Origin of the sequence: Bifidobacterium sp. 2450, from assembly GCF_041900695.1 — a bacterium.
In the GTDB taxonomy this organism is placed as follows: domain Bacteria; phylum Actinomycetota; class Actinomycetes; order Actinomycetales; family Bifidobacteriaceae; genus Bifidobacterium; species Bifidobacterium longum.
Genome location: NZ_JBHEEA010000018.1, coordinates 42,879 through 65,154, shown reverse-complemented (window position 1 = coordinate 65,154; position 22,276 = coordinate 42,879). Strand labels below are relative to the sequence as shown.

The following is a 22,276-nucleotide window of genomic DNA, read 5'->3' as shown; positions in this document are numbered from 1 at the left end:
GTCCTCCACGCGATATGAAGGAAACCGCCGACCGTCTTCCGGTTCGCGACCGTCATCGGCCACGCGCACTCCGCCTCGAAATCCCTGGTGGACCGGCTGCCCGGCCCCGCCCACGGCACGGAGGCGACCGTGACGCCGCATTCCGGGCGGTCCACGCGCGGCAGGGCGGCGACCAGTTCGACCCTCCGGCAGCCGAAGTCCTGGTGTCTCCAGCGACGCACGCCGCCGCCCCGGTCGTAACCATGACGGCGTCTGCCGCATCGGGAGCACCGGAGCATGCCCCTGCGCGGGCGCGGGCGGATCTCGAGCACGGGCACGGGGCGCAATGGGGAGTCGACGATGCACGCGTCCTCGACCACCATGCCTTTGACGTTGAGAAGCTGGTTGCATATGCCGTCCATCAGGCGCTTTGCGGCTGTGTGTTTCTCTCGGTCGAAAACATCCTACCCAAAAAGCGCTCTTCACTTACTCCCACAACAACTCAACGACGAACCACCACCCACAAAAACAGCAATAGCGCCGTAAATGATGACCCCCACAAAATCCTGTATATTGCCAATATATGTGATTTCGGCACACGATTGGCAATAGAGCTTGCGAAGGGGTGAGTATGCGTATTACCTTTCAACACATCACCCAGTTTCTGCTTGCGATTCCCCTATTGCCATATACCACTGCTGTAATCAAATATTTTTATTTGACTCAACCCGCTTTTTCCTCGTAAAATCAGACTGTTGGCCCCGCACGAGCGGGGATGATCCGTATTTCTGCTCGGCAACGCTTGCGACGCTTTCGTTGGCCCCGCACGAGCGGGGATGATCCGATTGGCCGGTGATGATAATGACGAATGACATAGTTGGCCCCGCACGAGCGGGGATGATCCGGCACAAATTAACGTTAATGCCAACCCCATCAAGTTGGCCCCGCACGAGCGGGGATGATCCGGGATGATAATCGGCTTAATTATCTTACTGCTAGTTGGCCCCGCACGAGCGGGGATGATCCGTCATCCACGAACGCCTGTCGCAACTCATCTTCGTTGGCCCCGCACGAGCGGGGATGATCCGCAACAAACTCTACAACAAACCGACGCTGGCCGGTTGGCCCCGCACGAGCGGGGATGATCCGGCATGGGTATGGGTCAGGCAATCCGGCTGTGAGTTGGCCCCGCACGAGCGGGGATGATCCGGTCACCCAGCCCGCTCGGCATGCCTTTGGACGGTTGGCCCCGCACGAGCGGGGATGATCCATTCCCGTACGAAAACCCTTATGAGCCATCCACGTTGGCCCCGCACGAGCGGGGATGATCCGTTTCAATCCATGCACCGTTACCGAACTGTGGGGTTGGCCCCGCACGAGCGGGGATGATCCGAGAAACCGCTGCGAAACACAGCGGCCAAATCCGTTGGCCCCGCACGAGCGGGGATGATCCGCAAAACCATACGGACACGCAAAACAACACCAAGTTGGCCCCGCACGAGCGGGGATGATCCGTTTCGACCTTTAAAAACGGATACGCCATTACCGTTGGCCCCGCACGAGCGGGGATGATCCGTCGTATAGGGTGTCTATGTCGTTGTCGTATTTGTTGGCCCCGCACGAGCGGGGATGATCCGGACACAACCATAGCCATACAACATAGAAGTGTGTTGGCCCCGCACGAGCGGGGATGATCCGGCCTCCTTCCGTTAGTTGGCTCCGAGCAGGTCGTTGGCCCCGCACGAGCGGGGATGATCCGTTCCGCCATGATAAGTTTGTTACGTTGGCTAGGTTGGCCCCGCACGAGCGGGGATGATCCGTTCGTGAAAACGTTACGGGCGGACACCGATTAGTTGGCCCCGCACGAGCGGGGATGATCCGCAACGCGACTGATAACCAATACGAGACAATCGGTTGGCCCCGCACGAGCGGGGATGATCCTGGTGTCAAAAAGCTCACTCAATGAGTCCGCGTGTTGGCCCCGCACGAGCGGGGATGATCCTGGCACGCTTGCCCTCAAAAGTGCTGCTGTCTAGTTGGCCCCGCACGAGCGGGGATGATCCGACGCATTCGTCCGCCCTAACCAATTTGCCAAAGTTGGCCCCGCACGAGCGGGGATGATCCGGTTTCGGATGACGTTTCAAAAACTTGGGTTCTGTTGGCCCCGCACGAGCGGGGATGATCCGGCGTCGATACCGTCGAGACAACGCCACAGTTCGTTGGCCCCGCACGAGCGGGGATGATCCGTCGGCCTGCATGTTGTACACGTCCGCGCCGCAGTTGGCCCCGCACGAGCGGGGATGATCCGAACTTTGATTGCCATTTCAACGTTACGAACGTGTTGGCCCCGCACGAGCGGGGATGATCCGCACAAGGAATTTAAGATTACGGCGATATTCGAGTTGGCCCCGCACGAGCGGGGATGATCCGCATGGCGTGTTGCGTTTCCACCATGTCATATCGTTGGCCCCGCACGAGCGGGGATGATCCGGATGACGCCGAAGAACTGCTGAAGATGCATCGGTTGGCCCCGCACGAGCGGGGATGATCCGTACTGCCGGTTCATGGGGTCAAACAGGTAGCGGTTGGCCCCGCACGAGCGGGGATGATCCGCTCGTTTTTGATACCGTCCGGGATACTGCTAGGTTGGCCCCGCACGAGCGGGGATGATCCGGGTTCAGAATATCGCAAGCATTACCCAGCAAGGTTGGCCCCGCACGAGCGGGGATGATCCGTACGCGGGTATTACCTGAGTATCACGGCCCGCGTTGGCCCCGCACGAGCGGGGATGATCCGGATTTTGGCTACGCGCCTGAATACGCCCGAATGTTGGCCCCGCACGAGCGGGGATGATCCGGAACGGGATGCCCCCATTCCAACAGTTATTAGGTTGGCCCCGCACGAGCGGGGATGATCCCCCATTGTGTCGCCGCGTCGAGCATGAGTGTAAGTTGGCCCCGCACGAGCGGGGATGATCCGCGATAGGTTGAAGTTTGTGGTGTGAGCGTATCGTTGGCCCCGCACGAGCGGGGATGATCCGAGTATCATACCGTGATTTTCGGCTATGGTTATGTTGGCCCCGCACGAGCGGGGATGATCCGACTTTTGGGCGACATTGCCGCCTAAGATGGACGTTGGCCCCGCACGAGCGGGGATGATCCGCTGTGCCGCGTTAATTGGTACGACGATTATCAGTTGGCCCCGCACGAGCGGGGATGATCCGAAATTGGGTACTGGTCCTTGCGATTCATTTCGGTTGGCCCCGCACGAGCGGGGATGATCCGAACTACCAGACCACCAGAGAAATGGAAAGGAGGTTGGCCCCGCACGAGCGGGGATGATCCGTCGCTCAAAAAATTTGCGAATACATCGGAGTCGTTGGCCCCGCACGAGCGGGGATGATCCGGTTGCAGATGCCCTTGGGCATTCACGGGCCTCGTTGGCCCCGCACGAGCGGGGATGATCCGCAGTGGCAGAAGTGTCGAAAAACCCAGCTCAAGTTGGCCCCGCACGAGCGGGGATGATCCGACATGCCGCTACATGTTGATATCATATCATTTGTTGGCCCCGCACGAGCGGGGATGATCCGCCATCGGATGTGTGGTAATTCTGAGTACCTGCGTTGGCCCCGCACGAGCGGGGATGATCCGTACGCGACCAGGTGGGACGAATCCGAGCACCTGTTGGCCCCGCACGAGCGGGGATGATCCGTACGCGACCAGGTGGGACGAATCCGAGCACCTGTTGGCCCCGCACGAGCGGGGATGATCCGAACGGCTGGGCATTCCTTGAATTGTCATGGAAGTTGGCCCCGCACGAGCGGGGATGATCCGCTCGCCCAACGCACGGGCAACACCGCCGAGCAGTTGGCCCCGCACGAGCGGGGATGATCCGACGTGGTACAACGTCAACCGGTTGGATTCCACGTTGGCCCCGCACGAGCGGGGATGATCCTGGGAGGTGGACGATGAGCTATAAAGCGAGGATGTTGGCCCCGCACGAGCGGGGATGATCCGTACGCGGCTGAGGCCTACAAGACGGCTGGCGTGTTGGCCCCGCACGAGCGGGGATGATCCGGCCAAGTCCGCGTTCGACCGTATCCCGGATGGGTTGGCCCCGCACGAGCGGGGATGATCCGGCCGGTTACCTGAAGACCCTGAAGGGCATGAGGTTGGCCCCGCACGAGCGGGGATGATCCGAACGCATCGTTGAAATGCACTCTGACCTGTCCGTTGGCCCCGCACGAGCGGGGATGATCCGAGCCGGTGCCGCCCGATGTGGTGCCACGGTAGGTTGGCCCCGCACGAGCGGGGATGATCCGCGCCGTAGTCTGAGAGCCATACGTGTTGGCCTGTTGGCCCCGCACGAGCGGGGATGATCCTAAGTGAATTTTGTCATACACTCCAGCGATTGCGTTGGCCCCGCACGAGCGGGGATGATCCGGCGCTTGGGGCCGATACAGTGGACAAGGCGACGTTGGCCCCGCACGAGCGGGGATGATCCGCCCATAGAGCTGAGTTGAATGATAAAATCTGCGTTGGCCCCGCACGAGCGGGGATGATCCGCTCTGGTGTGCCGAACGCGATTGATAATACGCGTTGGCCCCGCACGAGCGGGGATGATCCGTTTTCAGAGCGTAGATTGCTGGGCAAAAAGTCGTTGGCCCCGCACGAGCGGGGATGATCCGTCCTCGCGCACCTGGGCCGCGCCCTTGCCGTCGTTGGCCCCGCACGAGCGGGGATGGATCCGGACCAGTCGCTGATCGGCCAGTGGCGCGCCTCGTTGGCCCCGCACGAGCGGGGATGATCCGGAGACAGTGGCATGATATATAATGACGCGACTGTTGGCCCCGCACGAGCGGGGATGATCCGACGTTGGCAATTCATTTACTTACGTCGGACTGGTTGGCCCCGCACGAGCGGGGATGATCCGCACTACCACGGGATAGTGCAGTTACCGGCAGAGTTGGCCCCGCACGAGCGGGGATGATCCGCAGTTTGGTGGTGTCGTCCTGCTGGAGCTGGAGTTGGCCCCGCACGAGCGGGGATGATCCGCAAGGCCCTGTATCGTCGGACGCACGATATGCGTTGGCCCCGCACGAGCGGGGATGATCCGTGCCTTCCACCTTCGCGAGCATCAACGACGCCGTTGGCCCCGCACGAGCGGGGATGATCCGGGTTTGCCGGGACGCATCACCAGCGCCATCGGGTTGGCCCCGCACGAGCGGGGATGATCCGGCCAGACGCCGTCCATGTCGACCTGCGTGACCGTTGGCCCCGCACGAGCGGGGATGATCCGAACGCATCGTTGAAATGCACTCTGACCTGTCCGTTGGCCCCGCACGAGCGGGGATGATCCGAGGGCGCATAGAAGCCGGAACCGTTGTAGGTGGTTGGCCCCGCACGAGCGGGGATGATCCGAAGGCCGTGGCGAAGATGGGCGCGACCTATAAGTTGGCCCCGCACGAGCGGGGATGATCCGCGAATGATAAAAAAACTCGCCCGAACGAATCGGTTGGCCCCGCACGAGCGGGGATAATCCGAAGGAATAGGAATCCGCGCCGACTTCGCCCGAGTTGGCCCCGCACGAGCGGGGATGATCCGGTCACCGACAATATGGCCGAAGACCTCTCCTAGTTGGCCCCGCACGAGCGGGGATGATCCGGATGATTTCACGCCCGAATTCATCGAACCATTGTTGGCCCCGCACGAGCGGGGATGATCCGCTTTGCCTCTGGCGTCCAATAAATCCACGGTAGTTGGCCCCGCACGAGCGGGGATGATCCGCCCAAACGCAGGCAACCCGCGTTCAAACCCTAGTTGGCCCCGCACGAGCGGGGATGATCCGGAGGCGCTCGACATGGTACGGGGTTTGTATGAGTTGGCCCCGCACGAGCGGGGATGATCCGTCGAAACCATGGCCCGCGCACTCTACCTCGGCGTTGGCCCCGCACGAGCGGGGATGATCCGGAACAACCAAAATGAACATCAACCAATTCAAAGTTGGCCCCGCACGAGCGGGGATGATCCGTCGAAACCATGGCCCGCGCACTCTACCTCGGCGTTGGCCCCGCACGAGCGGGGATGATCCGTCACCGGCTACGAGCGGGGATGATCCGACGGGGATAACCCCCCGACTGATGTTCCGGTCTAAAGAGCCGGTTGCATGGGATCCCCGTTACTTTAATTCTACCATACGTTGGCCCCGCACGAACGGGGATGATCCGCCAAAACGCTCGAAATTATCCGTAGGTGTTCCGGGCCTCGCATAGCCGCATCCCCGAGATCGTCGAGCTTTCCAAAAAATCAGGAGACGCCGCCCCGACATCCCACGCACCATCGAACCGGGCTGCTCCAGCGCCAGGCTCGAGGCGTTCGACAACAGGATCAAGGTCACCATCCGCATGGCCTACGGCTTCCACCGCGTCACCAACCTCATCGCCCTGATCATACTCCGATGCAGCGGACTCGACATCCGACTACCACAACCCACAATCTAACCCACAAAAACAGCAGAAGCCTCTCAGATAATCGCGGATGTTGATTCCTCAGCTCAATAGGCATCCGGAATGAGGCATCGGTATAGCGGCAGGGAGGCCATTGGGACTAGATATCCTCATCTCGCATGAAACCAACCTCCGTCACCGTACACGGCATCACTATCTTCTTCCATATCTCCGATAACGTGAGGCCTTACTCCAACCAGTTTTCTTTGCCTCGTTCTTACGCTGCTTTTGATTTGTATTCGGCCTCATGATGAGCTCGAGTCCGTCAAAATCGACAGGCTGCCATTCTTGACCGCATACCTTGAATGACATTCCCTGTTCGTTATCGGCCAGGTACACCATGATGGCGCGGCCGACCCCAATATTTTCAAGTATTTGATTCCATAGCAGTTCGCGGACACGCGCCGTGACCTTTCCCACGTATACTCCCGGAGAAATCTCCATCAGCCACCGAGTAAGATGTCCGCGTAACTTGGGAGGAGATACAGTAAGCACAATTACAATCATTCGAGTACATCCCTATGCTTAGAAATCGGGATTATCGTCGTTGAATAGGGCAATAGCTGATTCAGCGTCCTCTCCTACAAATACAGAACTATGATTACCGTCAGCAATCTCCGGCGAGTAATTCTTGCCAGCCTCCTGATATCCAGAAGCACCTGCCCACAACTTCGTAGTGATGTCTTGTACTTCCAAAGGCGAGTCATCCAATTCCTCTGGAGATAGCAATAGCGACCGAATATCATGTACGCAACGTTTGAGGAATTTGCCATCCTTCATCCGGTCGCGCACACCTCTGCGAGCTGCAGCATCTACATCCGAGACTTGTTCTGCCACCAAATCAAATGCCAAAGGCACTGTGATATTAACCTTGTATAAATCAGCGATGTCATATACAAAGCTTCTCTCGTTTCGCGCATGGACAAAGCCCAATCCAGGAGCACAACCGAGTGAAACAATCACTGCATGCACCACGCCGTACAGCGCCGTATTTGCCGCAGAAAGCGCACGATTCACGCTATCGGCATCATCAAAATCCGTGACCTTGTAGGACCTACCAGACCATGGAACACCGGTACGTTCAGACTCATGTTCATATGCACGTCGAACTCGCGTTCCCTCCTTGCCGAGCAGCTGCTGCATGGTAAGGCCTTCCGTCGACTCGTCCGGAAACCTCATCGCGTACATACGACGGGCAACCTTCACCCGGGTACGTTCAGACGATACCAGTTTCGCCTGTGCTTCCAGCAAACGTGAGGATTGGGCGAGCGACGCTCCGTGACAGTAATATCGCACTCCCCTCTCTCCGACCCATATGCAAGTGGAACGGGATTCCGCCAGCAAGCAGATTGCCGCATAAGTGATATTGCTACCAGGTCCGAGCATCAGCACGCTCAGCGCGGCGGCCGGCACATGGACTGTGCCCCGAGAGTCGGTGATGGTTACTGCATTGTCCGCACGGTTGACAACACAATGCTCAGCGTATAGGAATGTCATGCGATCCTGCATGCGCACCAACGACGGCAACGACGGCGGTCTGACGCCCGGTATCTTACTCATAGTGCGCTGTTCCCCGTACGATAATCGTCTGCCAATGGCACGAGCGTCAACAATCCAAATCCATATCCCTTGGCCCGCCCTATGCCATCCAGCAAAGCCGTACGCAACAACTCAGGGTCATCAACCACCAACACACCGTCGTATACGGCTGATGTCAGGGTGACGGTTGAACCTTGTCTGGTGAAATCAATCGTCTGAGAGTCTTTTACCACTACCTCCGGTAGTTCCAGACGATTGATAGGCATATGGAATCCACATTCCCGCGTTTTTCGTTGCAACCACTGCAGCTGCTCGTCAATGCGAGAAATGCCCACACGCCGACCACGCCGACCACGCTCTGCAGAGGGAAGAGATTTAGTCGGATTGGCCCGAAGACGAAATCCCCATTCTTGTCCGATGCTCAGACGGTCAAGGAACGGCTCGTATGCACAGGACGCCAAATCACTTGGTCCCACATCGAGTTCGTCATGTAATACCCGAATATCCGGCACGGCATCAGATACAACATACAACCGGCTTGACGCTCCGCCCCGGCCCTTATCCAAGCGCCAAAGCGATCGTCTACCTCCAACACGATTCGGATCAAGAGATTTGGCGATAATGGCATGTTGCCGTTCCAACGATGCCATCGCCCAGCGAGCATGCCTGCTGCGAGCATCCACCATAATCCTGGTGAACTGTGTCATCACGTTTCCTCCTTCGCATCGTATGATTCGTGATGTGTCCCGGAATCCTGCGTGGCATTTCGAACGGCATCAAATATTGCATCCCCTCCGTCGAGGGTGCCATTATGGCCCGCACCTTCCGTCGTTTCAACGGTAGGAGCTGGCTTCGTGTCATCGGCAAGATGCATGACGCCTCGTGTACTCCATCGACGTTCACGAGGATTGAAGCTCACCGGCTCATCTGCAATCGTGTCGATGAATTCGCTCCTGTTTTCCGTATCATTCGCACTAGGTTCCACAACAATCCGCGCGAAACACCGTTCCGGGAAAGTCACCGAGCCACGTAGCGCCTTGCGTTGGTACCATTCGTCAGCATGCCACGGAGCATTATGCAACGCGTTCTCCAGCGTCTCGTCCGACATCCACGTCTGTATTGGCCCATCGGGAGGGCAGGATCGTCGCCCGAGAAAAATTGGGTAGTACGGTGATGCCAATGCGCATCGGTACTGTTTCAATTCGTCACCATCCCGGCTTTCAATACCTACCAAAAACACAGAGTCCTGTAGATAATATCGAATCGATAGCGGCAGCATTTCCTTCTTCGAACTTCCAGGACGCTCATTCTTCAAATCTTCCGCTGTGTGGAAATCGGACATTATGGTGCCCGGTTGGTCAATGCGCACACCGAACCGAAGCCCAGCAAACCGTGTCAATGGTTCGTCTCGACCAATGCCCAATGCGGCAGCCAGCATACCGATAACGCCGCTTTTCGTCGGCATCATCTCGGTCTCGCGACGGGTGAACCTGCTGCTCGCACCCCATGATTGCATAGGCGCGGCCAATCTCATGAGCAGTACCGGCATGTCACGACTCCTGAACGCCCATCTGCATAGTCGGTTGGTTCGATTGTTCCGAAAGACGCTGTGCCACCGTCGTCTCAATGCATTCCAACATCTGGCGCAGGGTGGAGCGTCGCTCGACCAGTCCGTCCGGGCCTTCAGCTGCCTCCGTCGCATCACCGATACGTACTACCCACGTATTCACTGGCGTAATGCCATACGCATCGTCAAGCTCCCGCTCTCGCTGCACCAATGCCTCAGTCGCATGACGTACGTAATCGGGTTCGACCGGCTTCTGGAATGCACCGACAAGATTCACCGCCTGCGTATCACGAATGTTGACCACTACCAGATCCGGCAAAGTGCCTTGGGCAAACGTATTAATTTTGCCTTTCGGCATGCTGGTGACGAATGCCTGCACAAATGCCGCAGCAGCCTTGGCGGTCACGCTGGCATCGCCCAACGTATCATTCAGCCTGTTCGCATCGACATTCGCATACCGGTAGTAAGTCGCGGCGTTGAACTCAATCTGGCCAATCATGGCCGCTCCAGCATCACTTTCATCATCATTGTTCTGCTTGACGTCATCGACTGCGGTAAAGAAATCCGATTCCGCATCAACCGCCTGCACGCTGATGGCATGAGCGACCTGAGCCGCGGCATCCACGTTGAGATCGGTGGCATCGGCGACCATACGACCGAACAAAGCCACATCAATGGACCGATCGTCCGACACAATCTGCTTGATACGTTTCTTCTCCGACTTCACAAACTTAACCGGATCATTCTGAGCCAAAGCTTCCACCGCAATGTCCGCCAAACGGTCATACTGCCGATTGCCCATAAACAACAGATAGCCAGACTGTTGCAATTCATTACCGGCATCACCTGCGGCATTTTTTCTCGCCCGTGGTTTGGTCAGTTTGATGCCAGCTCCGTCGCTAAGAATACTTTCCGCAATCTTAGCTGCCAGTTCTGCGTCAGTCTGAGGAGTCTGTTCGAGGATGCGATTACGCAACAGTTCCACGATCCGCTTGGTACGGACGCCTAGATCACGCGGATCTAGCAGGTCCCTAAATGTCTCGCGGGTAGGTCGTTTCCATGCCTGGCTGGAAACTCTAGCACGAGTAACGCCACCATATTCCACCGTTTTGGGGCTTCCTGTATCGTCTCGATTCAGGTTGCCTGCCGCGGTCGTCTCCAAGATATGGATTTCCACGATAGTGCGGCTCGAGTTATTGGATGCGTTCATGAGTGAGTTCCTTTCTAAAAATATGGAATGACGCAATAACTGATGTTTGGTTCAGACGTTTCAAATTCCACTAAATGATCCGAATAATCAGATGATTTCAGGCGATTCTCCAACACTATCGTCAGTCTGTTTGCGTCGGTAACCGCTTTGGAAATCCCGCCCCCATCTGGCGCGCACGGCGTTTGCATGACTGCGAGTGGATCGTAACGCCAACAAATCCTGAGCCAGAAGGCCATAATTCAATGCAATCCGCTCACGTCTGAGCAGACTAATCAGGCTACGTGCGTGGCGGACGAGTTCCTTCCAACTACTGGCCGTCTGCATCTGGCTGAATACTCGTCTGATACCGGATTCATTGAAATTGCCATAAGCCATCCGCCCCACCGCGCGTCCCAGAGACACATCCGCATCGGTATGCATCGACTTATCATGAATAGACTGCTGGTGTGTTGCAAACAATGTGAGCGTGGCATGCGCAGCACGTTCACGAGGCGATGGGGTGTCAGTATAACAGTCGACGTCTGTTCCGCAGACATCTGATTTCGTGGGATCAGGAATTGTCCAGACGAATATATCGGGATCGGCCCCCACCTCACGTCCTACGGCATGACGTAAACGTGCAACCGCAGCGATAGAATATGGATCGTTTCGCAGATATCCAGCACGGTAAATGCCCGCTTCATCACGGCCACCAGTCGCCAGACGACGCACTTGGCTACTGACCCACATGCCGAACGAGGTGAGGCGTGACGCTCGCTCCTTGTCTTGTTCCGTCATTGTTCAGTCTCCTTGTCTTGTGATGGTTCAGGAACTACCGATCCAGATGCCGAAGCATCCGTCGAAAAGATGGATTTCAATCTGCTTCTGAACCATATTTCCGCGAGTGCCACGCTGTAATGCCGAACAGTGCCATTGCTGTCGGTCACATCCCTGCCAACGATGGCCTGAGGAGATGCTTGCGCCATGATTTGGGACGCCAGACGCAGAAGAATCGTTTTGGCGGTGCGGCTCCATTGTGTCTGCAGTTCATACAAATCGTTGTCATGATCGATGCCTCGTACCCATTGGCGAAACACGCGATCGAATGTGGTGTACCCCAGCTCCGATGCCTGACGTTGCGCCGATTCAGATGGCAGTCCGGCTGCCGATGCAATGTTGGCCGCTAAGGTGCGCAGCGAGGAAACGCCTTGGTCGGTGTTGTCTACTGCCTGCCGCAGCATCTGTCCCATCTTCGGGTTCCTCGATGTGATTACGATGAGATTCAGGTCAAGCATGTCGTCAACGGCAGCATCAATGACCGCATCATTGTTTCCGTATTCAACGCCGAATGCGTGCAGCCGGATGGGTATTGCATCATTCCAACGCATTGCTGATCGTACATGGGAGAGCCACGTCATCGTATATGGTCGCAACGCATTGTCCGTATTGGCATTGCTCGTGTCCTCACCACTGGTCAGCAACGGCAATCCTCGCCACAAGGCGCGCGCGGAATCATGCTTGCGCGGCATATAAACCACTTGCCGCTTTAAAGCCTTTTCTTGCGTTGGGCTGCGCCTCCAACCGGTCATGGTCTCAAAGTACTGCGCATTTTGCGGTTTCAACCGATCTCCATTGCATACCAATACTCCTGTGACCATCTCTCCTTCATGGGTGAGCAACATGCGTCTGGACTGCCATGTCATCAGCGTCGCTGGCCCGTGGAAGTACGAGGTGTCCGCAGTTCGTTCGACTGGTTGATCGAATCCCGTGGCAGGATGTGATTCCAACAGCTCGCGTTCCCACACCGGGATATCGTCCGACCAGTGGGCATTGGTAATGCCGAGTCCCAGAGCTTCGCATCCTGCAAAGTTGAGAATCAACGTCTGCCAGAGATTAGCGCCCTCAATCAGATATCCGCCAAGATGCCCGGCCCATGCAACCCCTATTGGATATCCTTTGCCTCCCTTGACACGCGGATCACCGACTGCTCCCGACTTGATACCCGAAGCGTCATACGCTTGCACGGTGACCAGCCATCGTGCGGCTTCCGCCGCACTGATGGACCGTAGGCCTTCGCCCAGCCGTGTCGTGAACAACGGTTCTCCACTCGGCACATCCAGAATTAGTCGTTCCAACCCAGAGACTTCATGTTTGGCAGTGCGCAGTCCAGCGACCTGGTAAAACGGCGCTTTGCCATCGAACAGGTCAAATCTCCAACACCATGTCTCGCAATAATCACGTATTGCATACATGATGTCAGGATCATCAGCGCCAGCGTCGTAGAGATCTTCTTTCCACTCCTCAGCGGTAATGTCGCTGCCGAAACGGCCGTACAAAATGGCCACAAGCAGGCGGACAATCGCAAACCGCTGCAATGGGATTTCCCCGTCGATGCTTCTGATGTCGCATGCCCGTTCGAACGTTTCGATGATGGACAGCTCCCTATGCTCGTTATTGTTCAGCATCGTGACCGGAATCCATGGGCGGTTCATCAGATTGAACGAGACCTCATTATTATTCAACATCCGCTGTCAGCCCCTTCTCCATTGAATAGTGCACATGCAATGTTTTCATTGTCTCACTTTCCTTGCGCGAATCGTGAATGATATACGTCGCATTCCCATCGCCGTCCAGTACAACAAGCAGTTGTCCGGCCAGTTCGCGGTTTTCCATATATACTTTCCATTGCTCTGGAACGTCGTTCTCCAGTGATTCGATAACTGCGTCGATACTGCATCCTTTCAGCGAAGATCGACTCAAGGAAATCGTGCAGGACAGGATGTCTCTGACCTGCTGCCGGTTCGGAACTCCGGTTCCCGCCGGCAACGGCGCAGATGACGAAAACGTCCATGAAGGCAATTGCAAGTTGCCATCCATGTCTCGTTGCAGCATTATGACCTCGAATGAATCGTCGCTCTCCCGAACCCCAGCGGATACCAGCTGCTCCCGAGATCCTCCCGGAGTATCAGGATCGGGCATGTTCACGTATAGCCATCCATCGAGAGAGAACGGCTGGCGACGATCCATCGGCGTGAAAATCCGCAGCTGACTTGCTTGATTCTCACTGTTCGCAATCACTCCTTCCATACAAGTGCGTGCCGATTGTTCACCATCCTCACCTGGTCTCCAGGCATCCGGACAAATATCATCGGAGCCATACACCGTCTGAACTAATTGAGGGATATCATCTGGGACACAGATTGTCGTGAAACTCTGTGAGCCTATGCGCAGCACCGATAGAGACCTCATCAACAGGTACCGCTGGTATACCTGTTCTAATCCTCTCGCGAACCGCGGCGGTTGTTCATCATCGACCTTCTCCACGCCAGTGATGATCATATGGGCACAACGCAGGGGTTCTGGACGTTCACACTCCGCTATGCCGCGCCGATGCCGATGCAGACGACCTGCACGCTGCAAAATCAGGTCTATTGGAGCCACGTCGGTAATCATCAGGTCGAAATCGACATCCAGTGATTGTTCCACGACTTGCGTGGCAACGACGACACCACTGCGACATCCCTGGTCGCCGTACTTGCCATACCGGTTTATCAGGTTCCGATCGATACGGGCACGATCACAGGCTAAAAACCGTGAGTGAGCCAACACGACATCCACATCCATGCATCGCGACAGCAAATCATACGTATGTTGTGCCCGTGCGACCGTATCACGGATGACCACCGCGCACCCACCATCACGAAGATAGCTCTTCAGTACACCGACCAACGCGTCATCATCATCCGAAATCATAGAGATAGTCACATCCAAGGCACGACCGGATGGTTCCGGAGATACATCAACAAAACCACCGGCATTGGATACCGAAATCAGCGGATAACGCAAATCCAAACGATTAGGAATGACCTCAGGCGCCATGTCAACAGTTCCTGCAACCTGTTTGGCATTTCCTCCCTCAACCGCTGCTACCGATACCGAACGGTTGTACTTCATTTTGCGATCCAGCAATCTTCGCCGACCTTGGGATTGCATCGAACCAGCATCATTGCATACTTGCTGTCGTTCCTCTACGCACTCCACCGTATCTGCCGCTTTTGCCCCTTGCTGATAAGCGTCCAAAAACGCTTTACGCCTCGATTGCGGCAATGTAGCACTGAGCATAATCACCGGCACCCCATAAGCGCCAAGCCAAGCCAACACAGTTTCCATATACACATTCATGTAGGCAGTGTTCGAATGAATCTCATCCAAAATCACCACCTTGCCGGCAAGCGCCATATGCCTGAGCACCACATGCTTGCAACGCAAACCTGCCATAAGCACCTGGTCAATGGTGCCTACGACAAAATCAGACAGGTTGCCACGCTTTCGACCAGTAAGCCACGAATTAACTACGGCTTGCAAGCTCTCAGACGATTTGGCGTTATCGGCGTCACCATCGACAAAGCCTTCCGAAGACCTAGTCTGTAACGAGCGAGCAAGTCCGTGCCCATCATCGAACCAGCGTTCCCGCAGAGTTTCATAATCGTCATTCAATTCACGTTTTCCGTGCGCCAAGAAAAGCGATGTCACCATACACCGGTCGGCGGCCGGCAGATGTTCAATCCAATCCAAGACACGACCAAACATCGCGTTGACAGTTGCTTGCGTGGGCAACGTATAGTAGATGCCGCCACAGTGGAATCGCGACGCGAGAATCTCCGCGGACAGCAACGCCGCTTCAGTTTTGCCCTCTCCCATGTTGGCTTCGACAATCATCAGACTGGGTTCGGTTATTGTCTGGGCCATACGGATGGCCTCACGCTGCACTGGACGTAAACGGGCTCCAGGAATGTCAAATTGTTCCCCGAACAATGTATCGGGATCACGCATTATTAGTGCAGGATTCCAAGGTTTTGGCAGCCCCAGCATGTTCCACGCCCGTGCCGCACGACGTTGCGGGTTGAAACGGGTCTCGTCTCGATTATCCGAAGATGGTACATTCAGCGGGCATAACCTGCTGTCACTGGCAATCCAATCAGCGATGATGACCAACGCAGTCAACAGGATTTGTGTTCTCCTGCGCAATGGACGCTCCTGCAGTTCTTGCAGAATCGGCACAGACTCAGTGACGTCGGCAACCCAGTCGAGCATTTCGAATCGCACATCCTGCCATGCTTGATCACCGGAGAACAGTTCGCAATCCCACCGATGTAACAGTTCCTGTTTGGTGTCAGTCAGCGATGTGCCGTGATGCCCCGCAACAATACCTGCAATACCATGCGCCAATGTTTCGATTCCCGTACGAAAACCCTTATGAGCCATCCACGATTCAACAGCCCCGCAACCAACGAGTTCGTGACGGAACTGCGACCGATCTTGACTGTTCCCGATACTTGGATGAATGCGAAGCCCGGTCTGGCGAACACTATCGGCGAGGCGTGACATCTGCACCACAAAGGCAGGTGACACCTTGCCTATGTCATGAATCGCCGCGATGAATCGGTACAACAGCCGAGCTGCACGCTCTGAACCAACATCTTCGCTGATTATTATCTTGATATCATCGGCGACGAACTTATCCCATACGAGTAAAGCAATCTCGCCAGTATCCTCCAGATGCTGCCACAGTTGAAGGTAATGGTCATCACCCGGATTGAGATACACGCTTTTTGCCCACACCGACAGCGCCCTAGCAGACAGATTCGGACGGCCTTTCGAAAAATGAGCGTCATGCATAATCACCGCCTCCTCAGCTGTGCGGCATACTCATCCAAGACTTGCAAGATTCCTCGATGAATCCATACCTTGTTACGTCGCCCACCAGTAATCTGTTTAAGCACCCCTCGCTCTGCAAGCGTTTCAATGGCTCGTCGAGCAGTCATTGTTCCCAGTCCAAGATGCTGGACTAGGTATTCCTGATTGATAATCGGTTGTTCGATAAGAGCCGGAAGAACACTCCAAGCCGCAGCGTCTTTACGTAGGCCCGATAATAATTCCCGCGACTGGTTCAATTGGCTATCTAATGAATCAATCAATTGCATCCCTGTTGCAGAGGCATAGCGACATGCATGTGCAAAGCATTCAACAATGGGACGAGCGTTGCCGTCACGAAATGCCATTAGCGCATCGAAATATCGACCTGTATCCGTCAGCAAGCCAGCAGATACTGGCGGCGTAACATTGCGAATCAGCCCCTTATTGCGCAGCACTGCATGAACCAGAGCACGACCGACTCTACCATTGCCGTCCGCAAACGGATGGATGGTTTCAAATTGAGCATGTGCGATAGCGCACTGCAAAATCACAGGAAGATCATTCCGACGCAGATACAGCAGCAAATCATCCATCAAAGGTTCGATGAGTTCAGGCTGCGGACCGACGTGCCGCGCATGCACCGGCCCCGCAGAACTTCCCCCGATCCAAACAAGCTGATCGCGAAAGCGGCCTGCATAGGACTGCATTCCAGGCTGCGCCAACAATAGCGACTTATGCATGTTAAGCAAATGCTGTTTGTCGAACTCCTCAGACAATGCCAGCGCGGATTCCATAGCATGCACATTGCCTACCACAACCGCAGCATTACCACCCTTACCTTCGCCCAACTCCTGCAAAGCAAGGTTTTTTGCCCCAACCGTGAGATTTTCAATCTGCGAAGATGACGTGGATTCAGTCCGAAGCAGAATCGAAAACATCGGACCAAGCACCCTACTTTTTATACCGAATTTAGCGCCGGCATATATATCTAGCTCTCCTAATGCATGAGCAGACTCCTCCAATGTCGCACTAATATCAGTCGATACAATTACAGATAATCCAGCAATGCTTGCAGGAATCGCAGACCAGTATTCGCCTGTCTCCCTCACACGTTCAGAGCGGGAAAGGTACGCATCACTGTCTGGGTGCCAAAAGTGCGGCTCCTTGCCCATAGGAGGAACCGAGATCGGTGTTAGCTCCTGATCTGTCATGTTCACTCCTTTGTAATAACAGTTATCGAAATAAGTGTTAAATTAAAACCATTTCTGACTTATCTTGTTAATAATGAATTAGCATACTACAGCCATCACACCCCCGCAACTGCAGGGAAGTCGACAACCAAATCTGTCTTATCGGATCACTCCCGCAAACTGCGGGACAGCGCGAGTAGATTATCACCAAGAGTACCCTCAGCCCATTCACAGCGAATCCAGCCTAGTTACTCTTGTTGCAGTTACTCCACCGTAAACGTCACTGAATCGCTCTTCACCTTGGGATGATCCTTCAGGCTCAGCTGAGCCACATACGTTCCCGCGTTCACGCGAGGCCAGTCCGCCTCATCCGTGCACTCGGTCAGCGCGGCATTGGAATCGGCATTCCATTTGAGCTGCTGAATGTCTTTGTCTCCCTTGGCCATCAACAGCATGCGGGAATCCGTGGCGCACAAGGCGGAGGTATAGACGGTTTGCTGACCGGAAGTAATGGTGAGCACGCGGCCCGCATCGGATCCATCGACCAGACAGCTGTCGGAACCGTCATGCACGATCTTGGCGGTGAATTCCAATGACCCGCCAACCGGCACGGATTGGGACGCCGAGCTCAGATCAAGCGACAAATTCTTGGCCGAGCAATCCTTAACGCCACTGGTTTTCTTCGGCGTCGGCACGGTGTCGCGGGAAATGGCATACACCTCGTCATGATGAATTGCCGTGTTGATGGCTCCGACACCACGGCCAAGGCTGTAGACGCAAAATACGATTAACGCGAGAACTAACACCAATGCCACACCAACCACGATGCGGCGGCGACGGTACATCACCTGCTTCTTCTTACTGATGGTGCGCTTTGTGGCAGCACCTGCCTTGGCAGACCGGATGGTCTTTGCAGGTATCGCGGTTTTGGCAGTCCTACCGGAGCGAACGGGATTGGAGAACTTCCGAGAAGCAGACTTGCGAGAGGTGTTTTTGCCGCGAGACATCGGATGGCCCCACCCGCCACGACCATCTCCGGCGCTTTTAGGATTCGCACCTGACTTATTCCTCTGCACTGCCATAACCTCTTCAGTGTACGGTCGTCATCGCCATGCACGCACGGCAGTCCCATATTTTTCACAGAATGTCAGCCAAGACCAATATTCCGCTCAGCGATATCATCCGCTCATCCACGCGTACGCTCTCACACGTGTGCGGTTCAACCACTTTATAGCACTGTACGGAATCAGCCGTGGGGCAGACGAAGGGCACCATTCTCCAGAATCTCGATCAACCCGTCATCATCAAGGCTCGCGATGCAGGAGTCGAGCTGAATCTGGTCTTTCCATAGGTTTTCGGCATCCACTCTGGCAAGCGTGTCATTCGCCGGCAATGCGCGCAACGCCGCAAGCACCAGTCCGCGCACCTGACGATCAGTGCCTTGGAATCGCTGCCGCGGGCGGGTGCGCCGCTCCCCCAGTCCGGGGCGGCCAGCTTTGAGAAATGCACAATCATCCGCAATCGGGCAAATCTCGCATAACGGCGTCTTAGCCGTGCAAACCACCGCGCCCAATTCCATCACCGACTGATTCCACGTGACCGATGGAGGTTCGCTGCGCTGCAGGAAAGTGTGTTCGCCGGATCGGTATGCATGGTCCGTGCAATCGGCACCGTCCCCACGAACCCTGTCTTGGGGCAACATGCGGTTGGCGAGCGCGCGTTCGGCCGGGCTCGCCGCTCCCCCGCGAGATTCGGTGCCGAGGAATACGCGGCTCAGCACGCGGCGAATATTCGTATCGATCACCGCAATGCGCTCACCGAATGCAAAGCTCAGCACGGCGGAGGCGGTGTAGTCGCCAATACCAGGCAGAGCGACGAGCTCGTCGTAGGTGCGAGGCGGCTCATCGCCATATTCTTCCGCCACCACGCGGGCGCATTCCTGCAATCGCAGCGCACGGCGAGGATAGCCAAGCCGGCCCCATGCGGTGATCACATCGGCTTTAGGTGCTGCGGCAAGAGCACGGGCGTCAGGCCAGCGTGCCATCCAATCGTTCCAATACGGCACCACACGACTCATCTGCGTCTGCTGGCTCATCACCTCACTGACCAGCACGCCCCACGGCGTGGCCCGTCCGAAGCGCCATGGCAAGTCACGCGCATTGGCCTCCCACCATGCGCCGAGCCGTAAAGAAATTGCTGTGTCGTTCATCGTTCCTATTCTTAGCAGCTATGACGAACGAGGCAGAACAGAATTCGCAGAACGCACAGAATCCCGAAACAAAAGTCGAGAAGATGTTCGAGTACGGGTACCGTAAATCGAATTACGGACCGGACGAACTCGTAACCGACGCGCATGGCAACCCCATCTCCGTGGTGGACGCGATGCTCTCGGCGGAAAAGGCCGCCACCACCGAAACCGTAACACCGCATCTGTGCTACTACTCACCGCGCATTCCCGGCAACACCGGCTCGGCCATCCGCCTGTGCGCGGTGACCGGCACCATCCTGCATTTGGTGGAGCCGTTGGGTTTCAACCTGCGCGACACCAAGCTGCGCCGAGCAGGCCTCGACTACCACGACATGGCCCACGTGGTGCTGCACCCGAATTTCGACAACCTGGTGGAGTCCATGCCCAATTCGCGCATCATCGCGTTCACCGCACATGCCACCAAGCTGTACACCGAGGTGGAATACAAGCCGACCGACATCCTGCTGTTCGGCCCCGAGCCCGGCGACATCCCCGACCCGATGGACATCATGGAGGGCCCTCATGTGGCCGAACAAGTGCGACTGCCCATGCGCCCGTCCTTGCGTTCCCTGAACCTCACCAATTGCGCGTCCATCGCCATCTACGAAGCCTGGCGCCAACTCAACTTCGCTGGAGGGCGCTGAGGAGAAGGCCCGGTGGGCCTTCGAGTAGCGACGCCGAACGAACGCCGACAGGCGTGAGAGAGGAAACCCTGAGCCTCGCAGCACGACCATCATTGTGGAAATGAACGCAGAAAATGGGTCTATCGGCGCTTCGAGGGGCTGATTTGGCATCTGCCGGAGGTTTATTGCCACTTCGAGGGGCTGTTAAAGGACGAAACCCCGAGTATAGGCGTTGAAATATCAACGCTTGTACTCGGGGTTTCTTGATTGAGGTACCCCTCTGAAAGCAGATACCTATCTGCGCAAATGTACCTCTTTGAAGGCAGATACCCTACTGAATCAGTTCTTGAAGCTGTGAATCGGCGCAGGAATACGACCGCCACGAGTCACGAAGGCCTCGCAGCTGGTCTGGTTGACCGGCATGATGGGCGCGTAGCCCATCAGGCCGCCGAAGTTCGCCATCTCTCCCACGCCCTTGCCCGCCACGGGGATCACACGCACGGCAGTGGTCTTCTGATTGACCATGCCGATGGCGGCTTCGTCGGCGATCAGGCCGGAGATGGTGGAAGCAGAGGTATCGCCCGGAATGGCGATCATGTCAAGACCCACCGAGCATACGCAGGTCATGGCCTCGAGCTTCTCGAGGGTCAGGCAACCGGAGGCGGCAGCGTCAATCATGTTCTTGTCTTCGGAGACGGGGATGAACGCACCAGACAGGCCACCCACGTAGCTGGAGGCCATGATGCCGCCCTTCTTCACCTGATCGTTCAGCATGGCCAAAGCCGCGGTAGTGCCAGGAGCGCCAACCTGCTCAAGACCGATCTTCTCCAGCACTTCACCCACCGAGTCGCCTACAGCCGGGGTCGGAGCGAGGGAAAGGTCGATGATGCCGAACGGAATGCCGAGGCGGCGGGAAGCCTCCTGAGCCACCAACTGACCGACACGAGTGATCTTGAACGCCGTACGCTTGATGGTTTCGCACAGGAACTCGAAATCCTTGCCTTTGGCCGCATCCAATGCGCGGGAGACGACACCCGGACCGGAAACGCCCACGTTGATCACGGCGTCGCCTTCAGTAACGCCGTGGAAGCCGCCCGCCATGAATGGATTGTCGTCCGGAACATTGCAGAAGGCCACGAATTTCACGCAACCGTAGGAATCGTTGTCTGCGGTGCGCTCGGCGATGTCTTTGATGATATGGCCGAGCAACTCCACCGCATTCATGTCGATACCGGTTTTCGTGGAGCCAACGTTTACCGACGAGCAGACGATGTCCGTTTCGGAAAGCGCCTGCGGCAATGATTTGATTAACAGTTCTTCGGCCGGGGTCATGGCTTTGGAGACCAATGCCGAATAACCGCCGATCAGATCGACGCCGACTTCCTTGGCTGCCTTATCCAACGCGTGCGCGATTTGCACAAAATCTTCCGAAGTCTTGCAACAGCTGGCGCCCACCAGAGAAATAGGAGTCACGGTGATGCGCTTGTTGACAATCGGGATGCCATAATCGCTTTCGATGGCTTGGCCTGTGGAGACCAGGTCTTTGGCATACGTGGTGATTTTACGGTAGATATTGTCGCAGGTTTGCTCAACGGAATCCGCCGCGCAGTCGAGCAACGAAATACCCATCGTGATGGTGCGAACGTCGAGCTTTTCCTGCTCGATCATCTGATTGGTCTCGTGGACCTCCATGATATTCAGCATGGTATTCCCTTAAGTCCTTTTCTTTTGAGGCCCGG

The 22,276-nt window shown here is 56.3% G+C and carries 15 protein-coding genes and 1 CRISPR repeat array; of the genes, 2 read left to right on the top strand and 13 right to left on the bottom strand.

The window, feature by feature from the left end; translation table 11 throughout:
* The coding region (locus ACEUKI_RS09410) for a transposase family protein (RefSeq protein ID WP_374156790.1) at nucleotides 1-401 on the bottom strand (401 nt) is incomplete at its 3' end.
* 332 nt (nucleotides 402-733) lie between these two features.
* Nucleotides 734-6,070: direct repeats of the CRISPR family, unit length 29 nt; unit sequence GTTGGCCCCGCACGAGCGGGGATGATCCG.
* Nucleotides 6,071-6,283: 213 nt separating this feature from the next.
* Between ACEUKI_RS09410 and ACEUKI_RS09405 the strand changes: the two genes are divergently transcribed.
* Entirely contained in the window at nucleotides 6,284-6,478 is a 195-nt protein-coding gene (locus tag ACEUKI_RS09405; protein WP_374156791.1) for a transposase, read from the top strand.
* A 159-nt stretch (nucleotides 6,479-6,637) separates the two neighbouring features.
* Here ACEUKI_RS09405 and cas2e read toward each other — a convergent pair whose 3' ends face one another.
* The 11 genes from cas2e to ACEUKI_RS09350 all read right to left on the bottom strand — a co-directional run bounded on the left by cas2e (nucleotide 6,638) and on the right by ACEUKI_RS09350 (nucleotide 19,875).
* Nucleotides 6,638-6,991 carry a type I-E CRISPR-associated endoribonuclease Cas2e gene (gene cas2e, locus ACEUKI_RS09400; RefSeq protein ID WP_115770437.1) on the bottom strand — a complete coding sequence of 118 codons (354 nt, stop codon included), beginning with the start codon at nucleotides 6,989-6,991 and terminating at the stop codon, nucleotides 6,638-6,640.
* A gap of 18 nt (nucleotides 6,992-7,009) precedes the next feature.
* Nucleotides 7,010-7,993, bottom strand: a complete 984-nt coding sequence (gene cas1e, locus ACEUKI_RS09395) for a type I-E CRISPR-associated endonuclease Cas1e (RefSeq protein WP_256866890.1) — start codon at nucleotides 7,991-7,993, stop codon at nucleotides 7,010-7,012.
* A 47-nt stretch (nucleotides 7,994-8,040) separates the two neighbouring features.
* Complete coding sequence (cas6e, locus tag ACEUKI_RS09390) at nucleotides 8,041-8,730, bottom strand: type I-E CRISPR-associated protein Cas6/Cse3/CasE (RefSeq protein WP_080785319.1); 690 nt, start codon at nucleotides 8,728-8,730, stop codon at nucleotides 8,041-8,043.
* Entirely contained in the window at nucleotides 8,730-9,572 is an 843-nt protein-coding gene (cas5e, locus tag ACEUKI_RS09385) for a type I-E CRISPR-associated protein Cas5/CasD (protein ID WP_179133482.1), read from the bottom strand. The genes cas6e and cas5e overlap by 1 nt, the downstream gene beginning before the upstream one ends.
* A 1-nt stretch (nucleotide 9,573) precedes the next feature.
* The gene (gene cas7e, locus ACEUKI_RS09380; protein ID WP_080785321.1) at nucleotides 9,574-10,800 is read right to left on the bottom strand and encodes a type I-E CRISPR-associated protein Cas7/Cse4/CasC; all 1,227 of its coding nucleotides are present in this window, start codon (nucleotides 10,798-10,800) and stop codon (nucleotides 9,574-9,576) included.
* A gap of 87 nt (nucleotides 10,801-10,887) precedes the next feature.
* Entirely contained in the window at nucleotides 10,888-11,577 is a 690-nt protein-coding gene (casB, locus tag ACEUKI_RS09375) for a type I-E CRISPR-associated protein Cse2/CasB (protein ID WP_080785322.1), read from the bottom strand.
* A complete protein-coding gene (casA, locus tag ACEUKI_RS09370) occupies nucleotides 11,574-13,304 on the bottom strand; it encodes a type I-E CRISPR-associated protein Cse1/CasA (RefSeq protein WP_236838379.1) in 1,731 nt (576 codons plus the stop codon). The genes casB and casA overlap by 4 nt, the downstream gene beginning before the upstream one ends.
* Nucleotides 13,294-16,458 (bottom strand): CRISPR-associated helicase Cas3', encoded by a 3,165-nt coding sequence (gene cas3, locus ACEUKI_RS09365; RefSeq protein WP_115770436.1) that lies wholly within the window; start codon nucleotides 16,456-16,458, stop codon nucleotides 13,294-13,296. The genes casA and cas3 overlap by 11 nt, the downstream gene beginning before the upstream one ends.
* Nucleotides 16,459-16,460: 2 nt before the next feature.
* A complete protein-coding gene (locus ACEUKI_RS09360; RefSeq protein ID WP_115770435.1) occupies nucleotides 16,461-17,687 on the bottom strand; it encodes a Fic family protein in 1,227 nt (408 codons plus the stop codon).
* Nucleotides 17,688-17,929: 242 nt separating this feature from the next.
* A complete protein-coding gene (locus tag ACEUKI_RS09355) occupies nucleotides 17,930-18,748 on the bottom strand; it encodes a hypothetical protein (protein WP_181896236.1) in 819 nt (272 codons plus the stop codon).
* Between the two features lie 164 nt (nucleotides 18,749-18,912).
* Nucleotides 18,913-19,875 (bottom strand): A/G-specific adenine glycosylase, encoded by a 963-nt coding sequence (locus ACEUKI_RS09350; protein ID WP_080785327.1) that lies wholly within the window; start codon nucleotides 19,873-19,875, stop codon nucleotides 18,913-18,915.
* A gap of 20 nt (nucleotides 19,876-19,895) precedes the next feature.
* Here ACEUKI_RS09350 and ACEUKI_RS09345 point away from each other — a divergent pair, with 20 nt between their 5' ends.
* Nucleotides 19,896-20,558, top strand: a complete 663-nt coding sequence (locus ACEUKI_RS09345) for a tRNA (cytidine(34)-2'-O)-methyltransferase (protein ID WP_007053738.1) — start codon at nucleotides 19,896-19,898, stop codon at nucleotides 20,556-20,558.
* Between the two features lie 318 nt (nucleotides 20,559-20,876).
* On the opposite strand, the gene ACEUKI_RS09340 is transcribed toward ACEUKI_RS09345, so the two are convergent.
* Nucleotides 20,877-22,241 (bottom strand): PFL family protein, encoded by a 1,365-nt coding sequence (locus ACEUKI_RS09340; RefSeq protein WP_374156789.1) that lies wholly within the window; start codon nucleotides 22,239-22,241, stop codon nucleotides 20,877-20,879.
* Nucleotides 22,242-22,276: the final 35 nt, after the last annotated feature.

Excerpts from the sequence above, each read along its gene's own strand:
- cas2e (WP_115770437.1), bottom strand. The coding sequence starts at position 6,991 with ATGATTGTAATTGTGCTTACTGTATCTCCTCCCAAGTTACGCGGACAT.
- cas1e (WP_256866890.1), bottom strand. The coding sequence starts at position 7,993 with ATGCAGGATCGCATGACATTCCTATACGCTGAGCATTGTGTTGTCAAC.
- cas6e (WP_080785319.1), bottom strand. The coding sequence starts at position 8,730 with ATGACACAGTTCACCAGGATTATGGTGGATGCTCGCAGCAGGCATGCT.
- cas5e (WP_179133482.1), bottom strand. The coding sequence starts at position 9,572 with ATGCCGGTACTGCTCATGAGATTGGCCGCGCCTATGCAATCATGGGGT.
- cas7e (WP_080785321.1), bottom strand. The coding sequence starts at position 10,800 with ATGAACGCATCCAATAACTCGAGCCGCACTATCGTGGAAATCCATATC.
- casB (WP_080785322.1), bottom strand. The coding sequence starts at position 11,577 with ATGACGGAACAAGACAAGGAGCGAGCGTCACGCCTCACCTCGTTCGGC.
- casA (WP_236838379.1), bottom strand. The coding sequence starts at position 13,304 with ATGTTGAATAATAATGAGGTCTCGTTCAATCTGATGAACCGCCCATGG.
- cas3 (WP_115770436.1), bottom strand. The coding sequence starts at position 16,458 with ATGCATGACGCTCATTTTTCGAAAGGCCGTCCGAATCTGTCTGCTAGG.
- ACEUKI_RS09360 (WP_115770435.1), bottom strand. The coding sequence starts at position 17,687 with ATGACAGATCAGGAGCTAACACCGATCTCGGTTCCTCCTATGGGCAAG.
- ACEUKI_RS09355 (WP_181896236.1), bottom strand. The coding sequence starts at position 18,748 with ATGGCAGTGCAGAGGAATAAGTCAGGTGCGAATCCTAAAAGCGCCGGA.
- ACEUKI_RS09350 (WP_080785327.1), bottom strand. The coding sequence starts at position 19,875 with ATGAACGACACAGCAATTTCTTTACGGCTCGGCGCATGGTGGGAGGCC.
- ACEUKI_RS09345 (WP_007053738.1), top strand. The coding sequence starts at position 19,896 with ATGACGAACGAGGCAGAACAGAATTCGCAGAACGCACAGAATCCCGAA.
- ACEUKI_RS09340 (WP_374156789.1), bottom strand. The coding sequence starts at position 22,241 with ATGCTGAATATCATGGAGGTCCACGAGACCAATCAGATGATCGAGCAG.